The following is a 26,647-nucleotide window of genomic DNA, read 5'->3' as shown; positions in this document are numbered from 1 at the left end:
TATTTTGACAATCAAATAGATAAATATAAAATATAATCTTCATATATCAATCATATTTTTTTGGCAGATAAGAATATTATCGTATTTTTGCCTATTAAAATCTGTAGTAAAAAATGGCTAAATTCATCAAAATATATCCTGAGAATCCCAATGAACGAGAAATTCAAAAAGTAGTGGACTGCTTGCGAGAAGGGGGAGTGATTATCTATCCTACTGATACTGTGTATGGTTTAGGGTGTGATATTACCCATAGCAAAGCCTTAGAGCGTATTGCACAACTAAAAGGAATAAAATTGGAAAAGGCTAACTTCTCATTTGTATGTGCGGATTTGAGTAACCTTTCGGATTATGTAAAACAGATAGACACGGCTACTTTCAAAATACTGAAAAGGGCTCTTCCAGGGGCTTATACTTTCATTTTACCAGGTAATACAAACCTTCCTAAGGAATTCAAGAAGAAGAAAACAGTAGGGATTCGAGTGCCCGACAATAATATTGCACGGATTTTAGTGAAAAAATTAGGCAATCCCATTGTCTCTTCCTCTATCTATGATGAAGATGAAGTAATTGAGTACACCACTGATCCTGAGCTCATCTTTGAGAAATGGCAAGATAAGGTGGATATGGTCATAGACGGTGGGTATGGAGATAATGTAGCTTCCACTGTAATAGACCTCTCCACTGGGGTACCAGAACTTATCCGTGAGGGAAAGGGCAGTATAGAAGGACTCTTCTAATCATAAAAGAAATACATCATAGTGCGCTTTTTTATAGAACTATCTTATAATGGAAAAAATTACTTTGGTTGGCAGAAGCAACCCCATTCCCTTTCTGTACAAGAGGAATTGGAAAGAGCTATATCTCTATTGCTTCATGAAGAGATTACTTTAGTAGGAGCAGGACGTACCGATACAGGAGTGCATGCAAGGGATTATTTTGCTCATTTTGACTTTTCTCTTCCCTTACCTGAGAATTTAGTGAACAAGCTTAATTCTTTTCTGCCTAAGACGATTGCTATCAAAGGTATTTTCCCGATGAAGGACACGGCTCACGCTCGCTTTGACGCCCTCTCTCGTACCTATCAATACTTTATCTCACGGGAGAAAAATCCTTTCCTATATGAACAAAGTTACTATGTATATCAGCCTCTTGCTATAAGCCAAATGAATAGGGCTTGTGAAATACTTCTGAGACATAATGATTTTCAATGTTTTTCAAAAACAAATACCGATGTAAGGACGTATATTTGTCATCTTACAGAAGCATTTTGGAGAGAAGAGGATAGCTTACTTATTTTCAGGATTACAGCAGATAGGTTTTTGCGTAACATGGTACGGGCAATAGTAGGGACTATGATAGAGGTAGGTATAGGGAAAATATCCTTAAGTAATTTTGAGCAAATTTTGCTAAGTAAGAATCGTTCCCAAGCAGGATATTCTGTACCTGGACATGCACTCTTCTTAGAAAAAGTAGTATATCCTAAAGAAATTTTTCTAACCTAAAGCAAAATTATGACATTAGAAATAGAGAAAATACATCATATAGCAATTATTTGTAGCCATTACCAAAAGTCAAAGTACTTTTATACAGAAATATTACCCTTTACCATACGGGAAGAGCATTATAGAGTGGAAAGGCAATCTTTTAAGTTGGACTTATGCCTTCATGGAGAATATGTTCTTGAATTATTTTCTTTTCCTAATCCTCCCAAGCGACTTAGTCAGCCGGAGGCTTGTGGAGGAAGGCATCTGGCTTTGGCTGTAAAGAATCTGGAAAAAGCTATTGCCTACCTAAAGAGCAAAGAGGTAGCCTGTGAGGCTATTCGCACAGATGAATATACGGGTAAGCGTTTTGCTTTTTTGGAAGACCCTGATGGATTTCCTATTGAATTATATGAGGATTAATATATAGATGTGATTACCAAAGAGAGTATAGATAAGGTATATGATGCCATTCGTGTGGAAGAAGTCATTGGTGATTTCATCCAACTAAAGCGTGCAGGTTCCGGTTACAAAGGATTAAGCCCTTTTACCAATGAACGTACGCCAAGTTTCTCTGTGTCCCCTTCCAAACAAATTTGGAAAGATTTCAGTAGTGGGAAGGGAGGAAATGCCATTGCCTTCCTTATGGAATATGAGCATTTTTCGTATGTAGAAGCCATTCATTACTTAGCCAAAAAGTATCATATAGAGCTTGAGGAGACCCAACAAAATGAAGAAGAGAAAAACAAGGCTAATGAAAAGGAGGGGCTGTACTTAGTCAGTGAGTTTGCCCGAGATTATTTCCACAGGACTCTGCTTGAGTCCGAAGAAGGAAAAGCCTTAGGACTTACTTATTTTAAAGAAAGGGGATTCACTGATGAAATGATTCAGACCTTTCAACTGGGATATTCTCCAGATAACTGGACAGCCTTCACCGATGAGGCACTAAGCAAAGGAATGAAATTGTCTTTCTTAGAAAAGACAGGACTTACTATCATTAAGGAAGATAACCGTAAGATAGACCGTTTTAAAGGACGTGTAATGTTCCCTATTCTCTCCATGAGTGGACGTGTTTTGGGCTTTGGAGGACGTATCCTCTCTCAAGAGAAAAAGGTAGCCAAATACCTTAACTCTCCTGAAAGTGACATCTACCATAAGAGTAATATATTATATGGTATCTTCCAAGCCAAACCCTTTATTTCCAAAGAAGATATCTGTTATTTGGTAGAAGGATATACAGATGTTATTCAGCTCTACCAACGAGGCATTAAGAATGTGGTTGCCTCCAGCGGCACAGCCCTTACACAGGAGCAAATTCGCCTTATTCGCAGACTTACTCCCAACATTACAGTTCTCTATGATGGAGATTCAGCAGGACTTAGGGCAGCTATTCGCGGGGTGGATATGATCCTTGCTGAGGGAATGAATGTACGAATCTGTACCTTTCCTGAAGGAGAAGACCCCGATAGTTTTGCTAAAGAATATTCTTTAGAAGAAATTCAAGAATACTTTAAGGAACATACACAAGATTTTATCCGCTTCAAAGCCTCCTTACTCATGAAGGAGGCACAGAATGACCCTCTCAAGAGAGCCGATACCATTCGGGACATGATTGAGAGTATTTCCAAAATTTCTGATCCTATCAAGCGAGAAATTTATGTGCGTGAATGTGCTCAAATTATGGAGATTTCAGAGGAGGTACTCTTCACTTCCCTCGCCCAAATCAACCAACGACAACTTATCAAAGCCAACCAGGAACTCAAAAGGGCACAAAAGGAAACTCCATCTCAAGTAACAGAGAATCCTATAGCTGTAAATCCTGTTACCTATTTGGAGAAAGACCTTATCAAATACCTACTTCTATACGGACAGAAAGAATGCAATTTTGAGGAAAAATTCTTATACTATGACCCAGATACAGGAGAGGAAAAAATACAAGAAACCACCCAAAAAATGAAGGTGTATGAAAAGCTATTTCTTGAACTACAAGCCGATGAGATAGAGCTATCCACTCCAGAGTTTAGGGAGCTCTATACCTTTTTCATAGACCAATATCAAGAAGGATTACAGGACATTTCCCTCATTATCAATAAAATTCCACCCTCTATGGCTTCTCTGGTAGCCTCCTTCCAAGCTCAAGAGGAAGACTTGCACTTACATGATTGGGCACGGAAAGATGTAGTGGTCAAGGACAAGGATGAAGACCTTCCTTATGCTATTACGAGTATTATTCTAAACCTTCGCAAAAGGCTCATTGATAAAAAAATAGAATCCTTACGTGAGGAAATCATTACCATAGAGAATGAAGATGGCGATCCCTCTTGGTCACTTCAGGAAGTGATAGAATACAATACCTTAAAGAATATCATTGGTCGCCGATTGGGATGGAATATGTAGGCTATTTTTTATAATTTTCAATTGCTTCCAATATCATAGCGCAAGCCTTTTCTATTTCTTCCTCTGTGATAGTAAGGGGTGGAGAAATTCTTACGGCTCTAAGTTCAAAGAGTAGCCAGAAGAAGATATAACCGTGCTCATAGGCATATAGGATTACGTGATTTGCCAGTGCCTCATCCTCCATGATAGCAGCCAACATAAGTCCTTTTCCATTCACTGATTTTATTTTAGGGTGCTTGAGGAACTTACGGAAAAGTTGCTCTTTCTCTAAGGTTTGCTCCATTAAGTGCGTAGTGAGCAGTTCATTCAAGGTAGCCAAAGAGGCTGCTGCCACCACAGAATTTCCTCCAAAGGTAGTGATGTGGGACATCTTAGGCTTATCTGCCAAGAGGTGCATAAGGTCATAAGAGGCTACAAAAGCCCCACAGGGAAGTCCGCTTGCCATTCCCTTACCAATAGCTATAATATCAGGGACTACATTATAATTTAAGAATCCAAAGAGCTTTCCTGTGCGTCCAAATCCTGGCTGTATCTCATCCAAGATAAGCAGTGCTCCTACCTGATCACAGCGCTTTTTCACCTTTGCTAAATAATCATTCTCAGGAGTAATAAAGCCAGCTCCTCCTTGGATAGTCTCCAAAACCACCCCTGCAGTCCGGGTAGTAATTTTCTCTAATTCAGCTTCATTATTGAACTCTATCCATGCTACATCAGGGATAAGAGGGCGGAAGGGTTGCTTACGGAGTTCATAATCCATAATACTTAAGGAACCTTGTGTATTACCATGATAGGCTTTGCGAGCTGCTATGATTTGCGAACGTCCTGTAGCACGCTTAGCCAGCTTAATACTTCCCTCTATGGCTTCTGTACCGGAATTAACCAAGTAAGTAGTTTCCAGTGGTTCAGGTAAATGCTCTGCCAATAGCCTGCAGTACTCCACAGCAGGGGATTGAGCATACTCTCCGTATACCATTACATGCATATACTTAGCCGCTTGTTCCTGTATGGCTTTAACTACCTTAGGATGGCAATGCCCCAATGTACAAGCGGAGACCCCTGCTACCAAATCCAAATAAGCCTTTCCTTGAATATCATATATATAGGATCCTTCTGCACGAGCAACTTCCAATCCTAAAGGGTACAGAGAAGTAGGTGCTTGATATTGTAAAAAATCTTTATTCATATTATTTTGATTGTTTCATTTTCTTAATTCTAAGAGATATATTGCCTTGTAAAAGAATCTTCATATATTCGGTGCGAGGGATTTCCTTAGAGCCCAGATTTGCCAAGTGATCATTATATATTTGGCAATCCAAAAGCAGATATTTCCTCTCCTTCATCCACTTGAGTAAGGTGAAGAAAGCTACCTTACTTGCATTAGATACTTTAGAGAACATACTTTCTCCACAAAAAATACCGTTACCTAAATCCACTCCATAGAGTCCTCCTACGAGTTGTTGATCTTGCCATACTTCCACCGAGTGAGCCAGACCTAAATCATGCAATCGTGTATAAGCAGTTACTATTTCATCTGTAATCCAAGTTCCTTGCTGGTCTTTGCGGAAAATATTTTTACAGAAGGAAATCACCTGAAAAAAATTTTGGTTAAAGGTTACCGTGAATAATTTTCTATTGAGAATATTACGCATACTCTTAGGTACCTTATAATGTTCAGGATATACCACCATTCTTTTAGGAGGCGCCCACCAAATAATAGGCTCATCCTCATTATACCAAGGAAAAACGCCACTCTTATAGGCTAAGATAAGTCGTGGAATAGAAAGGTCTCCTCCTATGGCAAGAATACCTGTCTTATCGGCTTGCTCCACAGGTGGAAAATACAGATTTTGGGTTAATATGTACATGGTAATTGGTTAAAAAAAGGTTAATAACAAAATAAAAATATCTCTACTTAAAGAAATACCAGATAATACCTAATCGCACTTTCCAGTCACGATAAGGCTGGGAAGGAGCTGCATAATAATTATAATTTCCCAATAGTGCTTCCAAGTGTTCCACTGTAAAGAAGATACGCATAGTTCTCACTTTGGCATTGAGAAAAAAATCGGTTACAGGGTAGTTTCCTATCTTCTCAGCAGATTGTACCTGAAAATCTGCTAATAAAGGATTATATTCATCGGCATAATAACGTGTAAAGTACTTAAAAGTAAGCCCTGTTTGCAAGAACATCGCTTTTTTAAATAAATAAGAGGTAAAATAAAGAGTATTACGTGTGGTGAATAGAGGAACATTGAATACATTTTCATTATTTTGTAATACCTGCTGGTACATAAGGGTATTTTCTAATCCCCATTTTCCATAACGAAATTCTCTTTCTCCTATAAGTTTCAAATATTGTATATTTCCACCATATTGAGCGGGCTTGGATTGTCTTTTCTGACCATTTACTGCTGGTTGTAATTGAAAATAAGTATAATTATTGATATTGGTAATATCCAAAGAAAGGTTTCCCCATTGTGTTTGTGCTGAAGCAAAGAGTGTTTGTATATTTTCCTTAGAGAAATCATCAAGATGATACCAATTATAATTTTTATAATCACTTTGGTAAAGTAAGAAGTTAAAATTAGGTACTTTAGAAGTCACATTCACTCCTGCTGTGATTCTATTTTTCTCATCAAAGATATATGATATATCTCCTGCAATTTCCGTGCCAAGTAATTTTCCTATAATCATTTGCTCTGCCTGTGCATTGATAGCAAATCCCTTATAAGTTTTCTTCCATTGAGCTCCTAATCCATAATCCGTTCCTTTTATCTGGTGAGGAATGAAATTTCCGGAAGTATCTACGAAAATTCCCTTAGCAAAATAGTTATAGAAATAGCTCTTTCCATAAAGAAAAGTCTTACCCAAATAAGGTAAGGAGAGTTCTGCTCCCAAGCGATTGGTCAATGCCCGCAATGCATGCTTATCACGGAGGTTCTTAAGAGTAAAACTTTCTCCTAAAAAAGCATTAGGTGCCACCTCAGGTTGATCATAATAGTAATTTTCTGTTTGGTAGAGGAACTGATGCTTAAGCAATATCTCAGAATTTCCCTCCTCCTTCATGGGACGTAGGAAATTATACTGATGTTGGATAAAATAACGTTTTGAGTTCTCTTCCGAAGTAGCATCGGAAAGGGCTACATCTAACCTTGCTCGATTGCGAAACTGCGGGTCTCCTTGGTAGAATTGTTCTGGGTAGAGCAATCCTCCATTCTCCTGACGATTCACCTCTTGGTTGGCATAATGAGCCATGATTAGGTATTTTTTATTCTTAGAATAATAGGAGAATCCTGCCAAGAAATTACCTACAGAGGATAGGATATTCTTATAATCTCCTAAAGAGCGTAAGGCATTATAGCGTATAAAGAGGTTGAATTCTGGCGTGATATTTGCCGAAAAAAAGGACTGTAACATCTGCCCTTGCGAGAGTCCTGATTTAAAAGAAAACTCTGTCATAGGGGTAGGTATATAATAATAGGGAACCTCCTGTGATTTTATAAAATAAAACTTATTTCCACGCATTCCAAAAGTAGGAGAGAGTTCAGAAGTCCGATAATCGTATGCAAGGGATGTATAAGTTTGCCCCATATTCTCAAAGGGAACATAGGCGAACATATCTTTTCTAACAGGATTTTGCTTATACATAGCCTTAAGAGTAAGGGTGGTATCTATAGCAATGGTATCACGGAAGATAGAAATACGCTTATAATCCCGCGAGGAAAGCTCTATACTATCCTTTTTCTTAGGTTTGGGACGGACGGACTTAAAACGGATACTGTCCTGAGCAAAAATTCCTACAGAAAGGAAGAAAGTCAAAAGAAAAAGTAGTTTCTTGGGCATACTTTCGTTTCTATTCTTTATATTACAACAAGGATTTCTGATGGAGGTTCCACCAACGTTGAGGGATGACTCCTTCACAGGCTTTTTGATAGTCTCTTTCAGTACAAGGGAGCATGGCTATCCCTTTGCTATCTTCACTGGGGAGGATCCACCAACGACCTGTACGGTTACTTTTGTAAAAATCTATGGTAAAGTCATCCAAAAGGACAATGTGCTTGGTATAGTTCTTATCCTCAATAGTAGGGAATTCCTTCACTCGGTAATTGATTCCTTCTATAAAATACCAGAGTACCTCTCCGGTAAGCATTCTTCCTCTGACAGAAGTAGGTACATTAAAGACTCCCAAGGCTGCCATCTGTGAACTAAGTCCTGCATAGCGACTTACGGCACATATTTCACGAGAGGTAAAACCATTAACAAAATTCTCTGGCATATCAATATCAGCGGCTTGGACAGCGGTCATATTAAGGCTTACCAAGTCTGTATTTCTCAGAATAGGCTCTACCTGTTCCATATAGCTGGTAATTTCCCCCAAGCGATAGAAATCAAAGAACATTTTCTGCAGCAAATCCATGGACTCCTGTGGATTGTAATAGGTTTGATAACCTATATTGGTAAAATGGTTCAGATGTGTAGGGTTTTCCATAAGGATACGGCTCATATAGCTATCCTCAGAGAAGATTTCTTGTCCATCTCCAAAATCAAAAAGTGCATTGACTGCAGTGAGGTTAACCATCTGCTCCATATTATCAAAAGCACGGTAAAGGGCATAAGTATTCTCAACTCCCCCTCCCACAAGAATAGGGATAATACCTTCTTTGAGCAGGAAAGAAACGGTTTCCTTAATCGCTAAAAAAGTATCCTCCTGTGTGGTTCCCTCAGGAATATTTCCTAAATCAGCCAAAGTAAGGTTCCAATTTCCTAAATAAAGAGAATAAAAATGCTCTCTGAAAGAGTTCTTAAGAATATTTTCACTATTGGTTAGGGAAAAAATAGCCACCTGTACCCCTTTCAAAGAGGGAAGTCCTCCTTTGCGGGTATGCTTATGTATCTTCCCTCCAATGGTCTGGGCAAGATATATATGCTGGGTGAAATAATCTTCTATAGGGTATAAAAAATCTAACACACTAAAAAATATCTAATGATTTAAAGGTGTGCAAAAATACATATTTAAAATTGTACTCTAATATTTTTAGGTAATTTTATGAATTACCTCCCTATATTTTTATATTTATTAGTATTTATTCTTTTATTTTTTGGTAAAAATCAAGGGAAAATAATTTGTTTTTTTGAATATAAAAACGTAATTTTACAGCGTAATAATTCAAGAATTGTCTAACTAAATAAACTTTAACTCCCATGAAAAACATTCTCGTTCCTATTGATTTTTCTGAGCACTCTAATTACGCCGTAGAAGTTGCGGTGGATTTGGCAAAAAAGAATGGAGCTACCATTCTGTTGTTGCACTGTGTAGAGTTGCCTCAGCGCTTCGTAACAGAGACAACCTCCGTACTTCCTGAGGAACTTTTCTTTATGAAAGAAGCAAGTTTTAACATTAAAAAAGTTTCTGAAACACTTTCCTCTCAAGGAGTTACTGTTGAAACTCTTGTAGAAACTGCAACCCTTACCAATGCTGTAAGAATCCTACTAGAAAAAGAATCCATTGACTTTATAGTTATGGGTTCCACAGGAGCCTCTGGTTCTAAAGAACTTTTCTTAGGCTCCAATGCAGAAAAGATAGTACGTACCTCCCCTATTCCTGTTTTGGTTATCAAGGATAAAACCGATATTTCCAAAGTGAAAAAAATGGTTTTTGCCTGCGATTTCTCCCAGAGATATGTAAAAGCCTTTGAGAAAGCCATTGCCTTTGCTAATATTTTAGGAGCTAAAATTGATTTCGTATATATCAATACACCTTATCATTTTAATTCAAGCAGAGAGATAAAAACACTTATTGACAACTTCTCTAAGGAACATGGTGAAATACTCACCCATAGCATACACATGTATAGTGACTTCTCTATAGAAGAAGGAATTATCCACTTTGCCGAAGATAACCAAGGAGACCTTATCTGTATGTTCCCTACCAAGCAAAGCACTCTTATGCATTTGTTCAACGGCAGTATCAGTGAGGATATTGTAAATCATTCTGAAAAACCTGTCCTCACTATTAAACTGTAACTTTTAATTTCATTTTAATTTTTTCATGGAGATTGTCCGAAGTGAGTTCTTTAAAGGCTTATTTCGGACTATCTTTTTAGAATATCTTTGTTAAAACAAGTTAATTACCCATAAAATAACCTTATTTTTGTTAATTAGAAAATTCTTTTTAGGATATTAAGACTAAAATTCTTACTTTTGCTCATTAAATTTTTTTTATGAAAAAAATTATATTTATTTTTTTCTTACCGCTTATTACTTCTATTACTTTTGCAAGGGAAAAAGAATCCTTGGTAAGGGACACACTTTCTACACCTTTTTCTCTGGGGAGAACAAATATAGAATGTTATTTTCGTGGTAATTTTTTTTCAGACAATCCCTCCCTTACTCATTCCTCAGCTCATTTCCAGTTTGAGGACACATGGCTAAACCTTCAAGGAGATTATAATAAGGCGCTATCCTACCAAGTACGCTTTAGGCTAAACCGCCCGCTTACTATTACAGATTTGGATAATACTGCTGTAGGATTAGACTATGCCTATCTGCTCTATCGTCTTGGCAAAAATCGTCAATGGGAGGTAACCATCGGCAAACAATGTGAAGCAATTGGCTCCTACGAACTAACGATACACCCCTTGTATGAATATATTTATGGGGATTATCTAAACTATGTAGTTAATCCTTTTGTAGCAGGAGCGAAGGTAGAGTATACCTTTAATAATACTCAAAAAATAGGCTTTCAGCTTCATAATACTCTAAATGAATCCTTTCATTCTTTCTTGGAGAAAAGGGGCTTTATTAGCCCTTCTTTACTTCCTTCCAAATTACCTATAGGAGGTCTTATTTATTGGAAAGGTGAGTTTGGGGATCATCAGTTCAAGACCCATTATTCCTATGACCTCTCACAATTTGCTCAAGGAAAGTATACCCATACTTTCTCTTTGGGGAATTGGCTTGAAGTAGGAAAGCATTTAGCCTACTTGGATTTGTATTATGCCTACATGGAGGCTGACTATGGATTACTTTCTTCAAAGATACTAAGCCAATATGAGGGACGTACTCCAGGTAATTATGAAGTATATGAGAATACGGTATACAAAGGACTTATTTCCCGTTATGAATACCAGATTACTCCCTTGTGGAGCGCTTCGGCAAAGGGAGGAATAGAGTTTTTAGGCAGCAGGAATTCTCTAAATGAGCATTTTCGTACCCATTATATATATGCCTTAGCCCTACAGTATGCTCCCTTTGGTAATACTGATTTTAGGGTACATCTGGCTTATATAGGCAAAACAGTCTCCTATATAGAAGAATTAAAGCTACCTGAAGAGCAACTACACCGCTTCAGTTTAGGAGCGTCCTATACATTGCCAGTAATAAAAAGAGAAAAAGTAAAAAGTAAAAGATAAATCAACTATTCTTGATATGATAAATAAAAAAACAGTCGTTATCATGGCATTTTGCCTACTGGGACAGAGCCTATTAGGACAGGAACAAATGCTTGAAAAGAAGGATTCCCTAGAACCTACCTCTTCTAAGAGGATGAAATTAGAACTTTACTTCCGTGGAGGATTCATATCGGATAAGCATACTCAGGAGAGGCTTTCTTCTTCTCATTTTCAGATTGATAACGCTCGGTTGAACTTTCAAGGGGATTATAATGAGGATTTGTCCTACAGAGTTCGCTTTCGCCTAAATCGTCCCCTCTCCCCTACCTCACAGGACAACGCTTCTGTGGGGTTGGATTATGCCTACCTATCTTACCGATTCGGAAAACAAAAACGTTGGGAGGCAATGGTTGGTAAACAACTCTCTGCTATGGGTTCCTTTGAACAGGATATTAATCCACTCTATGAATATATTTTTACCGATTATCTCAATGGGGTATATGCTAATGTATTCTTAGCGGGGGTACAACTCACTTATAAGATTAATGACCAACATAAGATAGGAGTACAGCTTCATAATACACTGAACGAATCTTTCAGTAATCACTTAAGCAATAATAATTTTTCTACCAGTGATTACACAGCTTCTAAAGCACCTATAGGCGCCTATTTCCTTTGGAATGCCAATTTGTTCAAAGGCAAATTTAAGACCAAATATACGTATAATATTTCTCAATTTGCTCAAGGTTACTATACGCATTCCCTCTCCTTAGGGAATAAGTTTCAGTCAGATCCTCATACTGTCTATTTGGATTTAGTATATTCACACATGGGGGCTGATTTTGGACTAACTTCCTCTCGCTTGCTTAGCATAAGTGATGGACTCGTAGAAGGGAATTATACTATGCGCAAGAATATTGTATACAAATGCGCTGTCTCTCGGTATGATTACCAAATAGATGACCATTGGAGTGCGACGGCTAAGATAGGAGTAGAACTTACTGGAAGCAGAAATATACACAATGAACAACTCAGAACCAATTATATTTACTTTCTTGCCGGGCAATATGCCCCTTTTAGAACGCAGGATTTGCGATTTTATATAGCTTATGTGGGCAATACTATTCAATACGCTAAGGAACTGGCTATGGATAAAGAACAACTACACCGCTTTGCCATTGGTGCCTATTTCACGCTCCCCATACTTAAAAAATAGAATCCAGATCACTTAGAGTTTAGAAAGTCACAAATGTTTGTAACAAGTATATCCCACACTCGCCGTGTGCGATACTTACTATCCCTGTTATCGCTTAAAACAAAGACAAAAAAGAAGAAAAATACAAATACAAAAAAATAAAGAAGAAGAAGAAATAAAATAAGGAACAAATAACGAAATCATTCATCATCACCAGCGACTTCTCCATTTTTCAAGAAAAAGGATTCTTTACCCTCCTTTGAAAGTGAACAGTAAACAGTGAATAGTGAATAATGAATAATGAACAGTGAACAATGAATAGCGAACAGTAAAGTCGCGTGAGCGAGTATGTGGGTGAACAGTATAGCCAGCGAGTGCCCACAGCTGGGTATGTGGGTGAATAGTAAATAGTGAACAGTTAAAAGTGAATAGTTAAAAGTTAAAAGTGAAGAATTTTTCGTTTTTCACTTTTCGTTTTTCACTTATTAAGGGGTGGACACTTCTCTGTCTGTTTTTCCTTGACATAGCTACAAAAATGTTGTATATTTGCGGTGTTATTGAAGGAAGCACATCGCCCTTCAGCTTCATGATTTCAGTAAACAAATCTCTTCATTATTATGAAAAAATTCTTCATCCTCTACAATGACATGCTCGAAGTACTGGACGAGCTCACCGACGAACAAGCCGGTAAGCTCTTCAAAACCATCAGAGCCTATCAGCAACACCTAAACAATCACCTTGACCCTCAACCGCAAGAGATTCCTCCCTTCCCTGTGGATGACTTTGTAACTCGAATTGCCTTTGCCTCCTTCAAGGCTCAGTTCAACCGAGAAGCCAAACAGTGGCACCAAAGCGCCGTGAATAACAGAAAAAAGGGACGTATGGGAAACCTTAAGCGGTGGCATCCTGAGCTTTACAACAAAGTAGTAGCCCAAGAACTCTCCTTAGAAGAAGCTGAAGAGGAGGCTCGTAGTAAAAAAGCCCGTCCTTCCAAGGGAAAAGAAACTAAAAAAGAGGAAAACATAGCGGAGCCTGCCCATAATTCTATGGAAAGTATCTCTATAGACCAGATTGTTCCCTATATTCCTAAAAAAAGAAATACATACTGGGAGATTAAACCCATAGAAGCACTTAAGGAAGAATACCTTAGCAATGAAAGGCTCACACAAGTAATGTTCAAGATACTAAATATCAACGATAAGCAACAGCTCTCTAAGCTCTTGTGTCAGTTCCACGAACACTTGGAATCACAGGGAGAATATGAGAAAGATATTCGGGACTACTGTAGCCATTTTAAGAATTGGATCCGGAAAAGGAAACAGGAGGAGGCGGTAGAGAAGCAGAAAAAAGCCGAAGAACAAGCACAATACCCCAGATACAGAACCTTTGGAATGAATGAACACGGGCAGGCGGTATACCTAGATTAAGTGAAAAGTGAAAAATATAGTCGTGTGAGTGAGTATGTGAGTGAAAAATATAGCTTTTTTATATGATAGGCTTAGTGTACCCAATTGATCATTAGGCTTTTTACTTTAGCATCCTCTGGAATACTCTCTATAGTATAGGTATCATCCAAGGGAGGAAGTAAGTCATTCTGATCAAAAGTAAAGAAAAGGTTACTTCCTTTAGGCATAACTACTACTGTGGAAATCAATTGCTCAAAGTCAAACTCTTTATATACTTTTTTAATTTCACCGAAAGTACTTCTCAATGAGATATTTTTGTCAGTCGCATAGCGACCATCTAATACCTGAACTCCTTGTATATACTGAGGCTTACCTTCCTGAGGAATACTAGGAGTAAGTTCCAGTAACTGTTTTTTTCCTTTTCCTTTCTCAAAGACAAGAAATCGTTCATCACTTATATACCTAAATTCTCCTTCAAGAGATGTTTTAACTAATGAATCATTTCTATAAAGAGAATCCAACTGGATTATTTTAGTACTTTTAGTTAGTTCTCCTACACTGTTATTAGTAATTAAGAATTTTTTATCTGTCTTTGAACAAGCACTCATTAATATAGTTACTATAACTATAGGAAGGAATCTTTTAAAAATATCTTTTTTACTCATTGGGACAGGTTTATTATTTTTTCATCAGTTTACTCAGTACACCAAAGACACCACGGACAAAAGTAGCGCTGGTTAGTAGTTTCACTATTGGGTTTTGAGCAGTACTCTTTTTGGGAGTAGCTTTAGGGGCTGTGGCTGTATTAGGGGTTCTTGTTTCCGTCTTTTTAGAGGTTTCCTCTTTAGCTGAAGCAGCATTAGTATTAGCAATCTTAGCATTGAGTATCTCATAAGCACTTTCTCGGTTTATCACCTCATTGTATTTCTTTTTCAAGGAAGAGTGTTGTAGGACTTCCTTAATTTCATTATCAGAGAGAATATCCATGCGGCTCATAGGGGCTCTCATCATAGTTGCCACCAAAGGTGTAGGACGTCCTTTAGCATCAAGAGCTGTTACAAAAGCCTCTCCTGTTCCCAGTGAAGTAAGGGATTCAGGTACATTATAGAAGGAAGTTTCAGGATAGTTCTGAGCTGTAAGCTTAATGGCTTGGCGATCTTTGGCTGTGAAAGCACGTAAGGCATGTTGAATTTTCAATCCTAACTGAGAGAGTACTGCATCGGGTACATCTGTAGGAGTTTGTGTACAGAAAATAATCCCTACTCCTTTGGAACGAATAAGTTTGACAATATTCTCCAGTTGGTTAAGTAATGCCTTAGAAGCCTGATTGAATATCAGGTGTGCTTCATCAATAAAGATAACGAGTTTAGGCTTATCCTGGTCTCCTATTTCTGGGAAAGTGTTATAGATTTCGGCTAATAAACAAAGCATGAAGGTAGAGAACATCTTGGGGCGGTCTTGTATATCGGTTAGGCGAATAATATTAACCACTCCCCTACCCTTTTCATCTGTATGTAGGAGATCTTCAGGTTCAAAACTTCTTTCACCAAAAAAGAGTTCTGCTCCTTGATTTTCAAGTTCTACTATCTTACGTAAAATGGCACTGGTAGAAGAAGAGGATACTCGCCCGTATTCAGATTCAAATTCACTTTTTCCTTCCTCAGTGGCATATTGGAGTACCTTCTTAAGGTCTTTTAGGTCTAAGAGAGGGTACTGGTGGTCATCACAGTATTTGAACACTACGGCAAGGACTCCTTCCTGCACATCGGAAAGATCTAAGATACGAGAGAGGAGGACAGAACCAAATTCGGAGACTGTGGCACGCATACGCACGCCATCCTGCTTGGAAATGGTTAGCAACTCTACAGGGAAAGCCTCTGGAAGATAGGGTAAGTTCATCTGAGCATGACGCTCTTTGATAAAAGGTTTTTCTTCTCCAATAGCTGTAATTCCACTGAGGTCTCCCTTAAGGTCCATAAGCAAGGTAGGTACTCCTTCCTTGGAGAGATTTTCGGTAAGAGCCTGAAGGGTTTTTGTTTTACCAGTTCCTGTTGCCCCTGCAATAAGTCCATGCCTATTGAGATTCTTTAAGGGAATATTTACAAACAAATCTGCTATTGCTTTTCCCTGATACATAGCTCCTCCCAGTGTGATATATTTTCCATCCACAGTGTAACCTGCTTGAATGGTTTTTTTGAATTCTTCTAAGCTCATTTTATTTAAAGTAGAAAGTAAAAGAAGTTATTTGGGTGCAAAAGTACTTATTTTCCTTGAAAAAAATAGTGTTTTAACGAAATTTTATTTCAAAAAGAATAAAAATAGAAAGGAATATGAATTTTATTCCTTAGTAAAATTAATCACAAATCATTAGCTAATGAATCATTATTATTTGTACCTTTGCCCTCAAAATTAGTATTCTATTCTATGTTAGAAGATAAGAACATTCACAAAACTTCGCTTGAGCAAATAGGAGAGTTTGGACTGATAGATATCCTCACACAAGGTTTTCCCTTACGTAACCCTTCCTCTCTCAAAGGCATTGGTGATGATGGAGCCGTGATAGATTTTGCCCATGAAAAAGCAGTTATTTCTACGGATTTGCTTATAGAAGGTGTTCACTTTAACCTTTCCTATATGCCCTTAAAACATCTGGGATACAAAGCGGTAATGGTGAATCTTTCCGATATTTATGCTATGAATGCAATAGCTACTCAAATTACTGTGTCCATAGCTGTCTCCAATCGTTTTCCTTTGGAAGCTTTAGAAGAGCTTTATGAAGGAATTCGCTTGGCTTGTGATATTTATAAGGTTGATTTGGTAGGCGGAGATACTACCTCTTCCTTGCGAGGACTGATTATCTCGGTTACCTCCATAGGGAAGGCACCTTTAGAGAAAATTGTTTATCGCAATGGAGCTAAGGAAAATGATCTTATTGTAGTGAGTGGTGATTTAGGAAGTGCTTATATGGGATTACAGGTATTGGAAAGAGAAAATGAGGTGTTCAAGGTAAATCCTAATTTGCAACCAGATTTGGAACCCTATCAATACCTTATTGAAAGGCAACTTAAGCCTGAAGCACGTAAAGATATAGTACTCTTATTGGAAAAATTGGGAGTGAAGCCTACTTCCATGATGGACATCAGTGATGGGCTTTCCTCTGAGCTTTTGCATATCTGTAAACAATCTCAAGTAGGGTGTCGCTTAATGGAAGAAAAAATTCCTCTTGATCCTGTGCTAATAAATGCTTGTGAGGAATTTAACCTCAGTAGTACTATGGTAGCCCTCAGTGGTGGAGAAGATTATGAACTACTCTTTACTATTTCCCAAGCAGATTATGATAAGATAAAAGGCAATCCTAACTTAAGTGTAATTGGTTATATTACAGATGCTTCACAAGGTTGTAACCTTATTACTCGTGCTAATGAGGCTATTCCTTTGGAAGCTCGTGGTTGGAATGCTTTTAGATAAAAAGTGAAATTATTCAAAATTTCTTAGGAAATTCATTTTTTTTACGTATATTTGCCTCCTAATTTGTGAAATTTGTAAATAAAAACTAAGCTTATGAGAACGGTTCTTAGCTTTATCCTTACCCTTTCTGTAGGAGCTACACTGCTCGCTCAAGAGAGTGATACGCTGACCACTCGCTATAAGGTACTTGCCAAAGGAAACCTTTATATTACAGGAAATAATATTCTTAATCGGCAAGAGGGAAAAAAACTCTCAGCCAATAAGGCTAATGATGATACTACAACAGGTATGAAAGTCAATGATAACCAGACTATGGAATACATTGATATAGATAAAGATAAGAATACTTTCTCCTCAAGTGCTGCTAATGTTCTTCTCCCTAAGAATAGCAAAATTCTTTTTGCGGGACTCTATTGGAGTGCCACTTATCCCTTTGAACGAGGAGAGTTAAAGGCAGGTAAGGTAGTTATTTCAGATGCCAAACGAGAACCTGTAGAGGAAGTGCTCCTAAAGCTTCCCAAAGGGAAATATACCTCCGTAAAGGGGCAGTTTGTTTTTGATGGTAGTACTGATTCTCGCTTTATTGACAAAAATGCTCCTTATGTGATGTTTGCCGATGTTACTAAACTGCTTCAGGAAGCCAAACGTTTGGACGGAGAGTACACTGTTGCCAACATACGATCTGCTAAAGGAATGATTACCGGTGGAGCTTGCGCTGGGTGGGCACTTGTTATCGCTTATGAGAATCCACAAGAGCCTTTTAGAAAAATAGATATTAAGGATGGTTTCTTGGCAGTGAAGGAAAGTAAGGATGTTATCTTTACTAATTTCAAAATTCCTTCTGTAAAAGAAGTATTCCCCCGCCTTATAGGAGCTGCATTGGATGCCGATATTGACCAAGGGGAGAATAAAATGGGAATCTTCTCTCAAAAAGTAGGTATCTATATGGAAACACGAACAAGAAAAGTAAAAAATTTTCTTAATAGTTCTATTACTTATGGAGAAGATATTATTAAGGAAAGAAAGCCTAATAGTAAAAATACTTTAGGGGTAGATATTTTCTCTGTAGAAGTACCTAATTATGATTTTGAAGTATTTCCAGTAGGGGGTGATTTTCTAAGGGTGAACTTCTCTTCCACCCATGATGAATTCTATACTTACCTCTTGGGGTTGGCTATACATACGGAAGAGGGCACTTCCTTACGGGATGAGGAAGTGGATAGAATCCTAGGAAAGAAGCCAACTCCTAAGCCTGTAACCCATCAAGCCCAAACACCTGTAAGTACTCAGGAAAAGCAACCTGTCTCAACTGCAGTACAACCTAAAACAACCCTGCAGCCCAAAACAGAAGTGGCTCAAGCGGGTATTGCTAAAGTGACCAATACTCAAAATCCTATCTCAAAACCTGTACAACAACAGCCTTCCTCACAGTCAGTTTCTGAAAAGACAGAAATCCCTTCTAATGTGTATAAGATAAAAGTAGATAATGTAAAGAAAGGTTGTTATCTTATCTTAGGGGCTTATTCTTCTAAAGAAAATGTAGATAAATACATATTCAACCTCCGACAAAAAGGAATGCATGCAGAAGGTTCTTTCTTCTATCCTGTTAAGAATTTGCATTATGCTTATTCTTATTATCTTCCTACTTATGAGGAAGCTCTCAAGAAGCAAAGGGAAGTAAATACACTTAAAAAAGCAAATCCTGCTCTTGAGAAAGTGAAAGATGTTTGGATACTTATTGTTGAATAATTAGCTGTATATTAATTATTCAGATGTCATATAGCTAACTGAAAATATTTTTTTTCATGCAGAAGGTTATTTGATAAATATTTTATATTTTTGTAGTCAATAGAACCAAAAAGAAATGATAAATCTTTTTCGTAAAAAAGAAGACAAATTCTCCTATATAGAGAAAGGTGAGGGAGTTCCAATAATCCTATTACATGGGCTTATGGGGGGGCTTAGTAACTTTGATAGCACTATTGAGTTCTTTTCAAGAAATTACAAAGTAATAGCTCCAGAATTGCCCATATATGACCTTCCTTTGCTCTCAAGTACAGTAAAAAACCTTACCAATTGGCTTACTCGCTTCATTAATCACAAAGGTTTTGATCAGGTTATTCTTCTGGGAAATTCTTTAGGTGGGCATATAGGGTTACTTTATACTAAGTTACATCCCAAAAAGGTAAAAGCCCTTATCCTTACAGGGAGTTCCGGATTATACGAAAGTGCTATGGGAGACAGTTATCCTAAGCGAGGTAGTTATGAGTTTATTCAAAAGAAATGTCAAGATGTGTTCTATGACCCTGAAACAGCTACTAAGGAGCTGGTAGATGAAATATTTGCTATTGTAAATGACCGTACTAAGGTGATCAAAACTCTTTCTATTGCAAAGAGTGCTATTCGTCATAATATGGCTAAGGATTTACCAAATATGAAAACCCCCACTTGTCTTATCTGGGGAAAAAATGACCCTGTGACACCGCCGAAAGTAGCTGAGGAGTTTTACGAACTATTACCTAATGCTTCTCTTTATTGGATAGACAAATGTGGACATGCTCCTATGATGGAACATCCAGACCAGTTTAATGAAGTATTGAACAAATGGCTTACAGCTAATAACTTGTAAGATGGAAATCAGACAAGCCTCCTTTGTAATGAGTAATACTCAGATTGCTAAGTGCCCTGCTCATGGATTAGCCGAATATGCTTTTATAGGTAGGTCTAATGTAGGAAAATCCTCCCTTATTAATATGCTTACCAATCATAAGGGACTTGCTAAAACTTCCTCTAAACCAGGGAAAACACAGCTTATCAATCATTTTCTTATTAATAAAAATTGGTATTTAGTGGATTTGCCGGGGTATGGGTATGCACAAGTGTCCAAGCAGTCTAAGAGAGTCTTCCAGCAATTTATTACAGATTATTTTAAGAAACGTAAGGAACTTGTTTGTGCTTTTGTCTTAGTGGATATACGTCATAAGCCTCAGAAGATTGACTTAGAGTTCATGCAATGGCTGGGAGAAAATACAATCCCTTTTGCTATCATCTTTACCAAAGCGGACAAACTCACTGACAAACTTATAGAGGAACATATAACTGCCTATCAGGGAATCCTCTTAGAGCAATGGGAGGAGATGCCTCCTTACTTTATCTCTTCTTCTGTAAATAAGTTAGGAAGAACTGAAATACTCAATTATATAGAAGATATCAATAATTCATTAACGCACTGATATTTTCTTTATGTTTATCCCCATGATACCTGAAATAGAAAAAAAAAGTAAAGCTGAAATCCAACAATTTCAAGAGAAAAAACTTCAAGAACTCTTACAATATCTCAAAGAAAAATCTCCTTATTATCAGCGTATATTTAAGGAGAATGATATTGATATAGAGAAAATAAAAACTTTAGATGACCTTCAGAGACTTCCTACCACTTCCAAGGATGACCTCCAGTACTATAATGATGATTTCCTTTGTGTCCCTAAAACAGCCATTGTGGACTATGCCTCTACCTCGGGGACTCTGGGAACCCCTGTTACTTTTGGACTCACGGATAAGGATTTAGACCGTTTGGCGTATAATGAGGCTATTTCTCTCTCCTGCGGAGGAATTCAAAAGGGAGATGTCGTACAGCTAATGACTACTATTGACCGAAGATTCATGGCAGGATTGGCTTATTTTCTGGGAATTCGTAGGCTTGGGGCAAGCATTGTTCGTATAGGTGCTGGAATTCCAGAACTCCAATGGGATTCTATAAACTCTTACCATCCTAAGTATTTGATAGCGGTGCCTTCTTTCCTATTGAAAATGATAGAATATGCCGAAAAAAATAATATTGACTACTTAAGATCGTCTATAAAAGGGGTTATTTGTATAGGAGAAACACTTCGTGAACAGGATTTCTCCCCTAACTTACTCACTCAAAAGATTATGGAAAAATGGCCATCCATTGCGCTATATTCCACCTATGCTTCTACTGAGATGAGTACTACTTTTACGGAATGTGAATATAAACATGGTGGTCACCATCATCCTGAACTAATTATTACTGAAGTATTGGATGAACAGGGGAATGCCCTTCCCTTAGGAGAACTGGGAGAGCTTACCATTACCACTCTTGGAGTAGAAGGTATGCCTTTGCTACGTTTTCGCACAGGGGACATGGTAACTCTTTATCAAGATAAATGCCCTTGTGGAAGGAATACTATAAGAGTAAGTCCTGTGGTAGGCAGAAAGCAACAAATGATAAAATATAAAGGAACTACCTTATACCCCCCTGTATTGATGGATTTATTGACTGAGTTCACTCAAGTGGAGAACTACATCATAGAAATTAGTAATAATGAAATCCTCACCGATGAAATCCTTATTAAAATAGGCACTCATACTCCTTCAGAGGCTCTTAAAGAAGAAATAGCCAATCACTTCCGTGCTAAAATGCGGGTGGTACCCAAGATAGAGTTCTATCAGGTGGAAGCTATAGAAAAACAACTTTATCCTAAGGGAAGCCGTAAGCCCGTAAAATTCATTGACAAACGAAAGTAATTTTGAGTTTATATTCTTTATAAGCTTCCATACCAAGTATTCCCATATCCAAGCACTGCGTATTTGCTTTAAGTTTTATTAAATATTATGTTTTATAAAATGTTGGTATACAACGGAAGATATTGAGTAATAATTCTCTAAAGAAGGATTCTCTCTCTTATGGTAGAAATGGCAAAAATACCTATAGAAAGAAACGTGAGCTCTGATAATAGCCCAAGTGTTACTTATTTTTCCTTGAAGGAAAAAGCGTATCCCTGCAATTCCATCTAAAATCATTCGTAAAAAAATAACAGAGAACCACTTACCTTTAGGAAGATTCTTTAAAAGCATAAACAAACTATTACGGAAGTTCAAATATATTTTCTTAGGACTCCCTTCATTTAAGGTAGCCCCTCCTAAGTGATACACCTGTGATTGAGAGGTATAATATACTTTATAACCCTTATTCTGTGCTCGCCAACATAGGTCTATTTCCTCTTGGTGAGCAAAAAAATCCTCATCAAAGCCTTGCAAAATATCAAAGACTGATTTCCTAATAAAAAAGCAAGCTCCTGATGCCCAAAATATCTCTTTATTATCTTCATATTGCCCCTTATCCTCCTCTATGGCGTCAAAAATACGTCCTCTGCAATAAGGATAGCCATATTTATCTATATAACCACCTGCAGCACCTGCATATTCAAAAAGATTCTTCTGCCTGTAGGATTTTATCTTAGGTTGCAATATACTAATTTGAGATTGTTGTCCAAAAATGGTCATAGGAGCCTCAAGCCAATGAGGAGTTACCTGTACATCGGAATTAAGTAAGCAATAGATATCCGCTGATATGTGCTTTAAGCCTTCATTATATCCTTTGGCATAGCCATAGTTATGTGTATTCTGTATAATTCTCACTTGAGGATAGTACTTTTGCAGAAAAGCAATACTCTCATCGGTAGAGGCATTATCTATCACATACAGATCAGCCTCCTTAGAATAAGTGACTACCGAAGGTAAAAACTGTTCTAACAAGTGCATTCCGTTCCAGTTAAGTATAACAACAGCAATATTCATAAGTTAAGTAAAGGTCAGTTTTCAGGATTATTTAATGTTTATTCTCTGAAAGAGGAGTCATGTAATAAACAAAGGCTTCTTGAATGAAGGACTCTTCTACTTCCATATTCCACTGAGGTACTCCTATTTCTTTAAGTAGAACAAAATAAATATGCCCATATACATTCTTTTTGTCATACTTGAGTAGTTCTAATATAGCTTTAATCTCATCGGTACTAAATTCTTCTTGAGGAAAATATTCCAGAAGAGTAGTTTTAATTTCTTCCACCTGCTTCCAAGAGAAATTGATAACTTTATGAGAGAGGAAAGCAGCCAAAATCATCCCAATAGCCACTGCTTCTCCATGAAGTAAGCGTTTGCATCGGTGTGCTAAGGAATAAGATTCTATAGCATGTCCTAAGGTATGCCCAAAATTTAATATTTTACGGAGCCCTTGTTCTTTAGGATCTTGTAAGACTACTTGATGCTTAATAAGTACCGATTCATAAATAATCTCCTCAAGATCATCAGTAGTAAGAGTACTTAAGTGTTGCATTTTCTCCCAATAATGAGGAGACTGTATCAGTCCATGCTTGAACATCTCTGCTAAACCACTGCGAAACTCTTCTTTAGGAAGGGTATTAAGGTAATTAATATCTATTAAAAGGAGTTGAGGGTTATTAATGACCCCTATTTGGTTCTTCAGTGCTCCCAAATCTATTCCTGTTTTTCCTCCAATAGAGGCATCAACCATAGCCAAGAGAGAGGTAGGAATATTAATGAAATCAATCCCTCTCTTAAAGGTAGAAGCCACAAAGCCTCCCATATCGGTAATTACGCCTCCTCCTATATTGATAAACAGGCTTTTCCTATCGGCACCTAAGTCCGAAAGTGTTTGCCAGAGGGAAAGACAAGTATCTAAATTCTTATGCTCTTCACCAGCCTCTACTTCTATAATCTCCACCTCAAAAGGGAATTTCTGTAAGAAGGTATACACGCAGCATTCATGTGTATGGGTATCAGAAAGAAGAAATATTTTAGAGTATTTCCTCTCCTTTACCCAATTTGTTAGACACTTATAGCCGTCTTCACCAAAGTAAATGAAATAACTCCCAGTATTAATCTCTTTTACGTTCATCATGTTCTCTAATTATCTTAAAATCTTTTGAAAGGCTTCTCTTTTCCCATCGCGTACCTGAATAATGCCACAGTAAGTATATCCTTGTTTCTCCAGAATATGCTTCATAACATAATTATCATAATTCGTATCTACCCGTATAGAGTGGATTTTAGCGTTGGTAGAAATCTTTTCAGCCTGTTGCATAATGTAGGATCCTAAGCCTTTATTCTTACCTTTTTCACTTACTGCCATTCTATGAATGACTGTATAGGGGGCAGTATTCAACCAAGCTCCCACAATATTCTGGTAAGTAGGCTCTCCTTCGAGACTGATAGCCACGTAAGCAATAATCTCGTTCTCCTCTTCCACTACATACGCATGCCCTTGGGTTATATCCTCTGTGATAGTCTCCCTAAAGGGATAACCATCTTGCCACTGCTGGCTTCCCCTTTGCTTCATTATTTTTTTAGCATAAAGAATAATTTGCCATATAGGCTCTAAGTCAGTTATCTTTGCTTGTCTGAACATGAATTTTACTTTTTTATCTTTTACGTATTTACTATACTCCTCTGTTTTTAATATAATTACGCCACTTCTCTATACATTCTTGCATATCTTGGGGAATTTCACTATCAAATCGAAGCATCTGTCCTGTAGAGGGCTTTTCTATGCCTAAGGTTTTGGCATGGAGCGCTTGACGAGGTAATACTTTAAAGCAATTCTCCACAAATTGTTTATACTTAGTAGAAGTAGTTCCCTTAAGTATCTTATCTCCTCCATAGCGTTCATCATTAAAGAGAGGGTGTCCTATATAGGTAAAGTGTGCACGAATCTGGTGAGTACGTCCTGTTTCCAAGCGACAGGAAACAAGGGTTACATACCCAAAGCGTTCTAATACTTTGTAGTGGGTGATGGCTTCTTTTCCTTCACTTCCATCAGGGAAGACAGTCATCTGTAAACGATTTTTAGGATGTCTGCCTATATGTCCTGTAATGGTACCTTCATCCTCTGGGATATTTCCCCACACAAGAGCAATATACTCTCGTTCGCTCGTTTTATTAAAGAATTGTTTGGCTAAGTGATTCATTGCCTCTTCCGTTTTGGCAACTACAAGTAAGCCACTGGTGTCTTTATCTATTCGGTGTACAAGTCCCGGACGGTCAGAACTATTTTTAGGTAGCTGTTCAAAGTGATAGATAAGCCCATTAATAAGAGTTCCTTGATAATTTCCATGTCCCGGATGCACTACCAAACCTGCAGGTTTGTTAATGATAATCAGTTCCTCATCTTCATAGACAATATTCAAGGGAATAGGTTCAGGTACTAACAAATATTCATGAGGAGGATGAGCGAACATAACTTTTACCTCGTCATTAGCTTTTACACGATGATTGGATTTTACAGCCACTCCATTAACAAATATATTTCCATCCTTAGCTGCTTGTTGTACCTTGTTGCGAGAGGCATTTTCTACAAAATTCATTAGAAACTTATCCACTCTTAAAGGTTCTTGTCCTTTCCCTGCCTTAAAGCTATAATGTTCATATAACTCATCATCTCCAGAGAAAGACTCATCTATTAAATAGTCATTGAGCATTTTTAGTCAATATAGATATTAATTCATTATTCGTTAATCATTATTTTGATATTTTTCCATCGTTTCCGAGTGTTAATATAATTCTCTAATTCTTTTTTTGCATTTTTTTCCATTGCATGAGAGGCATACTCTTGCATTACTTCTTGTTGGTAACCTGCTTTCTCTTGTACTGTAGGTTCTTTGTAAGTGATTCTATGCTTTTCATCAGAAATATCTATGAATTCATATTTGAATATACCTTTTTTATCTTTTGTAAATAAAATAAATTGAAAAAAAGCATCTTTACGCTTTCCTTTGAGGTCTCCTTCGAAAAAGGTCATAAAGAAAATACGTCCATCCGTCTGCATACGTTCTCCAAAAAATAAACTTATTTGGGTATTCTCATTCTTTTGTGGAATTGCTTGTAACAGATTATGATAAAGCTCTTTGAAAAGAGGCACTTTTGTCTTATCTTCTATGGGAGGATTCTTTGCCATTGCTTCAAAATCCTTAGTGCAAAAAGCATATACAAAATCGGTAAGATAGTTCTCCTTATAAGCCCACTGCTTTTCTCCTTCTACATATAGCTTATATTTTTCCTGTGCCAAAGAAGAGAAAAAGGTGAGTACTGTAAAAAATATATAAAGTATTTTAGTCATTTTTTATATTTATATCAAAAAACACCAATTGCATTATATGAATATAAATACAATTGGTGTAAGTTAGGTGATAGCAAAACTTCTTTTAGCTTAAAGCATTAATTTTTGCTATAATAGCATTTACTTCTTCTTCAAAGTTCTTAAGGAGTTGCTTATAGAAAACACCTTTGTTTTCAGTAGGGTGGTTAATTTGTTCAAGGTATTTGTCATAAGTGTTATAGATATCATCTACAATTCCTTGTGAGGTTTCACTTTTCTTATCGGTAACCAACTCCCAAATAATAAGAGTATCTACTAATTCCCCTAAAACAGAAGCAACATTCTTTTTTAAACGTCTTACGCTTGCCATAAAATTTATTTTTATAAATTATCTA

At 37.3% G+C, this 26,647-nt stretch carries 25 protein-coding genes; 13 read left to right on the top strand and 12 right to left on the bottom strand.

Annotated features, from left to right (window positions below; genetic code table 11):
• Window positions 1–113 precede the first annotated feature (113 nt).
• From VJJ03_RS03170 to dnaG, 4 genes are read left to right on the top strand one after another with little or no spacing between them, the layout of a single operon-like run.
• Window positions 114–737: an L-threonylcarbamoyladenylate synthase gene (locus VJJ03_RS03170; protein WP_323973786.1), complete on the top strand. Its 624-nt coding sequence runs from the start codon at window positions 114–116 to the stop codon at window positions 735–737.
• A 21-nt stretch (window positions 738–758) separates the two neighbouring features.
• Window positions 759–1,502: a tRNA pseudouridine(38-40) synthase TruA gene (gene truA / locus VJJ03_RS03165; protein ID WP_323973784.1), complete on the top strand. Its 744-nt coding sequence runs from the start codon at window positions 759–761 to the stop codon at window positions 1,500–1,502.
• A gap of 9 nt (window positions 1,503–1,511) precedes the next feature.
• Entirely contained in the window at window positions 1,512–1,904 is a 393-nt protein-coding gene (locus VJJ03_RS03160; RefSeq protein WP_009745733.1) for a VOC family protein, read from the top strand.
• A 9-nt stretch (window positions 1,905–1,913) separates the two neighbouring features.
• Complete coding sequence (dnaG, locus tag VJJ03_RS03155) at window positions 1,914–3,878, top strand: DNA primase (protein ID WP_323973782.1); 1,965 nt, start codon at window positions 1,914–1,916, stop codon at window positions 3,876–3,878.
• Window position 3,879: 1 nt separating this feature from the next.
• Here dnaG and VJJ03_RS03150 read toward each other — a convergent pair whose 3' ends face one another.
• From VJJ03_RS03150 to VJJ03_RS03135, 4 genes are read right to left on the bottom strand one after another with little or no spacing between them, the layout of a single operon-like run.
• Complete coding sequence (locus tag VJJ03_RS03150) at window positions 3,880–5,061, bottom strand: aspartate aminotransferase family protein (protein ID WP_323973780.1); 1,182 nt, start codon at window positions 5,059–5,061, stop codon at window positions 3,880–3,882.
• A 1-nt stretch (window position 5,062) separates the two neighbouring features.
• Window positions 5,063–5,743: a leucyl/phenylalanyl-tRNA--protein transferase gene (gene aat, locus VJJ03_RS03145; protein ID WP_323973778.1), complete on the bottom strand. Its 681-nt coding sequence runs from the start codon at window positions 5,741–5,743 to the stop codon at window positions 5,063–5,065.
• Window positions 5,744–5,786: 43 nt separating this feature from the next.
• The gene (locus VJJ03_RS03140; protein ID WP_323973776.1) at window positions 5,787–7,721 is read right to left on the bottom strand and encodes a putative porin; all 1,935 of its coding nucleotides are present in this window, start codon (window positions 7,719–7,721) and stop codon (window positions 5,787–5,789) included.
• Between the two features lie 22 nt (window positions 7,722–7,743).
• A complete protein-coding gene (locus VJJ03_RS03135) occupies window positions 7,744–8,847 on the bottom strand; it encodes a formimidoylglutamase (protein ID WP_323973774.1) in 1,104 nt (367 codons plus the stop codon).
• Window positions 8,848–9,080: 233 nt separating this feature from the next.
• On the opposite strand from VJJ03_RS03135, the gene VJJ03_RS03130 reads away from it, so the two are divergent.
• The 4 genes from VJJ03_RS03130 to VJJ03_RS03115 all read left to right on the top strand — a co-directional run bounded on the left by VJJ03_RS03130 (window position 9,081) and on the right by VJJ03_RS03115 (window position 13,891).
• Complete coding sequence (locus tag VJJ03_RS03130) at window positions 9,081–9,902, top strand: universal stress protein (RefSeq protein WP_009745726.1); 822 nt, start codon at window positions 9,081–9,083, stop codon at window positions 9,900–9,902.
• 197 nt (window positions 9,903–10,099) lie between these two features.
• Window positions 10,100–11,290, top strand: a complete 1,191-nt coding sequence (locus tag VJJ03_RS03125; RefSeq protein WP_323973772.1) for a porin — start codon at window positions 10,100–10,102, stop codon at window positions 11,288–11,290.
• A 16-nt stretch (window positions 11,291–11,306) separates the two neighbouring features.
• A complete protein-coding gene (locus VJJ03_RS03120; protein ID WP_323973770.1) occupies window positions 11,307–12,485 on the top strand; it encodes a porin in 1,179 nt (392 codons plus the stop codon).
• A 596-nt stretch (window positions 12,486–13,081) separates the two neighbouring features.
• The gene (locus tag VJJ03_RS03115; protein ID WP_323973768.1) at window positions 13,082–13,891 is read left to right on the top strand and encodes a DUF6291 domain-containing protein; all 810 of its coding nucleotides are present in this window, start codon (window positions 13,082–13,084) and stop codon (window positions 13,889–13,891) included.
• A 71-nt stretch (window positions 13,892–13,962) separates the two neighbouring features.
• On the opposite strand, the gene VJJ03_RS03110 is transcribed toward VJJ03_RS03115, so the two are convergent.
• Together VJJ03_RS03110 and VJJ03_RS03105 are read right to left on the bottom strand one after the other, a co-directional pair.
• Window positions 13,963–14,535 carry a hypothetical protein gene (locus tag VJJ03_RS03110; RefSeq protein ID WP_009745792.1) on the bottom strand — a complete coding sequence of 191 codons (573 nt, stop codon included), beginning with the start codon at window positions 14,533–14,535 and terminating at the stop codon, window positions 13,963–13,965.
• A 13-nt stretch (window positions 14,536–14,548) separates the two neighbouring features.
• Window positions 14,549–16,084: a helicase HerA-like domain-containing protein gene (locus VJJ03_RS03105; RefSeq protein WP_323973766.1), complete on the bottom strand. Its 1,536-nt coding sequence runs from the start codon at window positions 16,082–16,084 to the stop codon at window positions 14,549–14,551.
• 210 nt (window positions 16,085–16,294) lie between these two features.
• On the opposite strand from VJJ03_RS03105, the gene thiL reads away from it, so the two are divergent.
• From thiL to VJJ03_RS03080, 5 genes are all read left to right on the top strand, one after another.
• On the top strand, window positions 16,295–17,338 hold the full coding sequence (gene thiL, locus VJJ03_RS03100; RefSeq protein WP_323973764.1) for a thiamine-phosphate kinase: 1,044 nt from the start codon (window positions 16,295–16,297) through the stop codon (window positions 17,336–17,338).
• A gap of 93 nt (window positions 17,339–17,431) precedes the next feature.
• Window positions 17,432–19,087: an SPOR domain-containing protein gene (locus tag VJJ03_RS03095; protein WP_323973762.1), complete on the top strand. Its 1,656-nt coding sequence runs from the start codon at window positions 17,432–17,434 to the stop codon at window positions 19,085–19,087.
• 115 nt (window positions 19,088–19,202) lie between these two features.
• Window positions 19,203–19,967: an alpha/beta hydrolase gene (locus VJJ03_RS03090; RefSeq protein ID WP_323973760.1), complete on the top strand. Its 765-nt coding sequence runs from the start codon at window positions 19,203–19,205 to the stop codon at window positions 19,965–19,967.
• 1 nt (window position 19,968) lies between these two features.
• A complete protein-coding gene (gene yihA, locus VJJ03_RS03085; RefSeq protein WP_009745798.1) occupies window positions 19,969–20,571 on the top strand; it encodes a ribosome biogenesis GTP-binding protein YihA/YsxC in 603 nt (200 codons plus the stop codon).
• 22 nt (window positions 20,572–20,593) lie between these two features.
• On the top strand, window positions 20,594–21,886 hold the full coding sequence (locus VJJ03_RS03080) for a phenylacetate--CoA ligase family protein (protein WP_323973758.1): 1,293 nt from the start codon (window positions 20,594–20,596) through the stop codon (window positions 21,884–21,886).
• Between the two features lie 78 nt (window positions 21,887–21,964).
• On the opposite strand, the gene VJJ03_RS03075 is transcribed toward VJJ03_RS03080, so the two are convergent.
• From VJJ03_RS03075 to VJJ03_RS03050, 6 genes are all read right to left on the bottom strand, one after another.
• Window positions 21,965–22,939 carry a glycosyltransferase family 2 protein gene (locus VJJ03_RS03075; RefSeq protein WP_323973756.1) on the bottom strand — a complete coding sequence of 325 codons (975 nt, stop codon included), beginning with the start codon at window positions 22,937–22,939 and terminating at the stop codon, window positions 21,965–21,967.
• A gap of 31 nt (window positions 22,940–22,970) precedes the next feature.
• Window positions 22,971–24,056 (bottom strand): 3-dehydroquinate synthase, encoded by a 1,086-nt coding sequence (gene aroB / locus VJJ03_RS03070; protein ID WP_323973835.1) that lies wholly within the window; start codon window positions 24,054–24,056, stop codon window positions 22,971–22,973.
• A gap of 12 nt (window positions 24,057–24,068) precedes the next feature.
• Complete coding sequence (locus tag VJJ03_RS03065) at window positions 24,069–24,566, bottom strand: GNAT family N-acetyltransferase (RefSeq protein ID WP_009745802.1); 498 nt, start codon at window positions 24,564–24,566, stop codon at window positions 24,069–24,071.
• Window positions 24,567–24,597: 31 nt separating this feature from the next.
• Entirely contained in the window at window positions 24,598–25,635 is a 1,038-nt protein-coding gene (locus VJJ03_RS03060; RefSeq protein ID WP_323973754.1) for an RluA family pseudouridine synthase, read from the bottom strand.
• Between the two features lie 26 nt (window positions 25,636–25,661).
• The gene (locus VJJ03_RS03055; protein WP_323973753.1) at window positions 25,662–26,273 is read right to left on the bottom strand and encodes a hypothetical protein; all 612 of its coding nucleotides are present in this window, start codon (window positions 26,271–26,273) and stop codon (window positions 25,662–25,664) included.
• Between the two features lie 85 nt (window positions 26,274–26,358).
• Window positions 26,359–26,622 (bottom strand): hypothetical protein, encoded by a 264-nt coding sequence (locus tag VJJ03_RS03050; RefSeq protein WP_009745805.1) that lies wholly within the window; start codon window positions 26,620–26,622, stop codon window positions 26,359–26,361.
• Window positions 26,623–26,647 lie beyond the last annotated feature (25 nt).

This window comes from Capnocytophaga sp. G2 (assembly GCF_035282625.1).
Taxonomy (GTDB): domain Bacteria; phylum Bacteroidota; class Bacteroidia; order Flavobacteriales; family Flavobacteriaceae; genus Capnocytophaga.
Note: the sequence above shows the minus strand (reverse complement) of the source record. Positions and strands in the feature narration are given on the sequence as shown.

Bases quoted from the DNA above. Each gene is read 5' to 3' on its own strand.
- yihA (WP_009745798.1), top strand. From the start codon at position 19,969: ATGGAAATCAGACAAGCCTCCTTTGTAATGAGTAATACTCAGATTGCT.
- VJJ03_RS03075 (WP_323973756.1), bottom strand. From the start codon at position 22,939: ATGAATATTGCTGTTGTTATACTTAACTGGAACGGAATGCACTTGTTA.
- aat (WP_323973778.1), bottom strand. From the start codon at position 5,743: ATGTACATATTAACCCAAAATCTGTATTTTCCACCTGTGGAGCAAGCC.
- VJJ03_RS03060 (WP_323973754.1), bottom strand. From the start codon at position 25,635: ATGCTCAATGACTATTTAATAGATGAGTCTTTCTCTGGAGATGATGAG.
- VJJ03_RS03090 (WP_323973760.1), top strand. From the start codon at position 19,203: ATGATAAATCTTTTTCGTAAAAAAGAAGACAAATTCTCCTATATAGAG.
- VJJ03_RS03115 (WP_323973768.1), top strand. From the start codon at position 13,082: ATGAAAAAATTCTTCATCCTCTACAATGACATGCTCGAAGTACTGGAC.
- VJJ03_RS03150 (WP_323973780.1), bottom strand. From the start codon at position 5,061: ATGAATAAAGATTTTTTACAATATCAAGCACCTACTTCTCTGTACCCT.
- VJJ03_RS03055 (WP_323973753.1), bottom strand. From the start codon at position 26,273: ATGACTAAAATACTTTATATATTTTTTACAGTACTCACCTTTTTCTCT.
- VJJ03_RS03080 (WP_323973758.1), top strand. From the start codon at position 20,594: ATGATACCTGAAATAGAAAAAAAAAGTAAAGCTGAAATCCAACAATTT.
- VJJ03_RS03120 (WP_323973770.1), top strand. From the start codon at position 11,307: ATGATAAATAAAAAAACAGTCGTTATCATGGCATTTTGCCTACTGGGA.
- VJJ03_RS03125 (WP_323973772.1), top strand. From the start codon at position 10,100: ATGAAAAAAATTATATTTATTTTTTTCTTACCGCTTATTACTTCTATT.
- VJJ03_RS03065 (WP_009745802.1), bottom strand. From the start codon at position 24,566: ATGTTCAGACAAGCAAAGATAACTGACTTAGAGCCTATATGGCAAATT.
- VJJ03_RS03050 (WP_009745805.1), bottom strand. From the start codon at position 26,622: ATGGCAAGCGTAAGACGTTTAAAAAAGAATGTTGCTTCTGTTTTAGGG.
- VJJ03_RS03095 (WP_323973762.1), top strand. From the start codon at position 17,432: ATGAGAACGGTTCTTAGCTTTATCCTTACCCTTTCTGTAGGAGCTACA.
- VJJ03_RS03105 (WP_323973766.1), bottom strand. From the start codon at position 16,084: ATGAGCTTAGAAGAATTCAAAAAAACCATTCAAGCAGGTTACACTGTG.
- VJJ03_RS03130 (WP_009745726.1), top strand. From the start codon at position 9,081: ATGAAAAACATTCTCGTTCCTATTGATTTTTCTGAGCACTCTAATTAC.
- VJJ03_RS03160 (WP_009745733.1), top strand. From the start codon at position 1,512: ATGACATTAGAAATAGAGAAAATACATCATATAGCAATTATTTGTAGC.
- VJJ03_RS03170 (WP_323973786.1), top strand. From the start codon at position 114: ATGGCTAAATTCATCAAAATATATCCTGAGAATCCCAATGAACGAGAA.
- thiL (WP_323973764.1), top strand. From the start codon at position 16,295: ATGTTAGAAGATAAGAACATTCACAAAACTTCGCTTGAGCAAATAGGA.
- VJJ03_RS03110 (WP_009745792.1), bottom strand. From the start codon at position 14,535: ATGAGTAAAAAAGATATTTTTAAAAGATTCCTTCCTATAGTTATAGTA.
- aroB (WP_323973835.1), bottom strand. From the start codon at position 24,056: ATGAACGTAAAAGAGATTAATACTGGGAGTTATTTCATTTACTTTGGT.
- VJJ03_RS03140 (WP_323973776.1), bottom strand. From the start codon at position 7,721: ATGCCCAAGAAACTACTTTTTCTTTTGACTTTCTTCCTTTCTGTAGGA.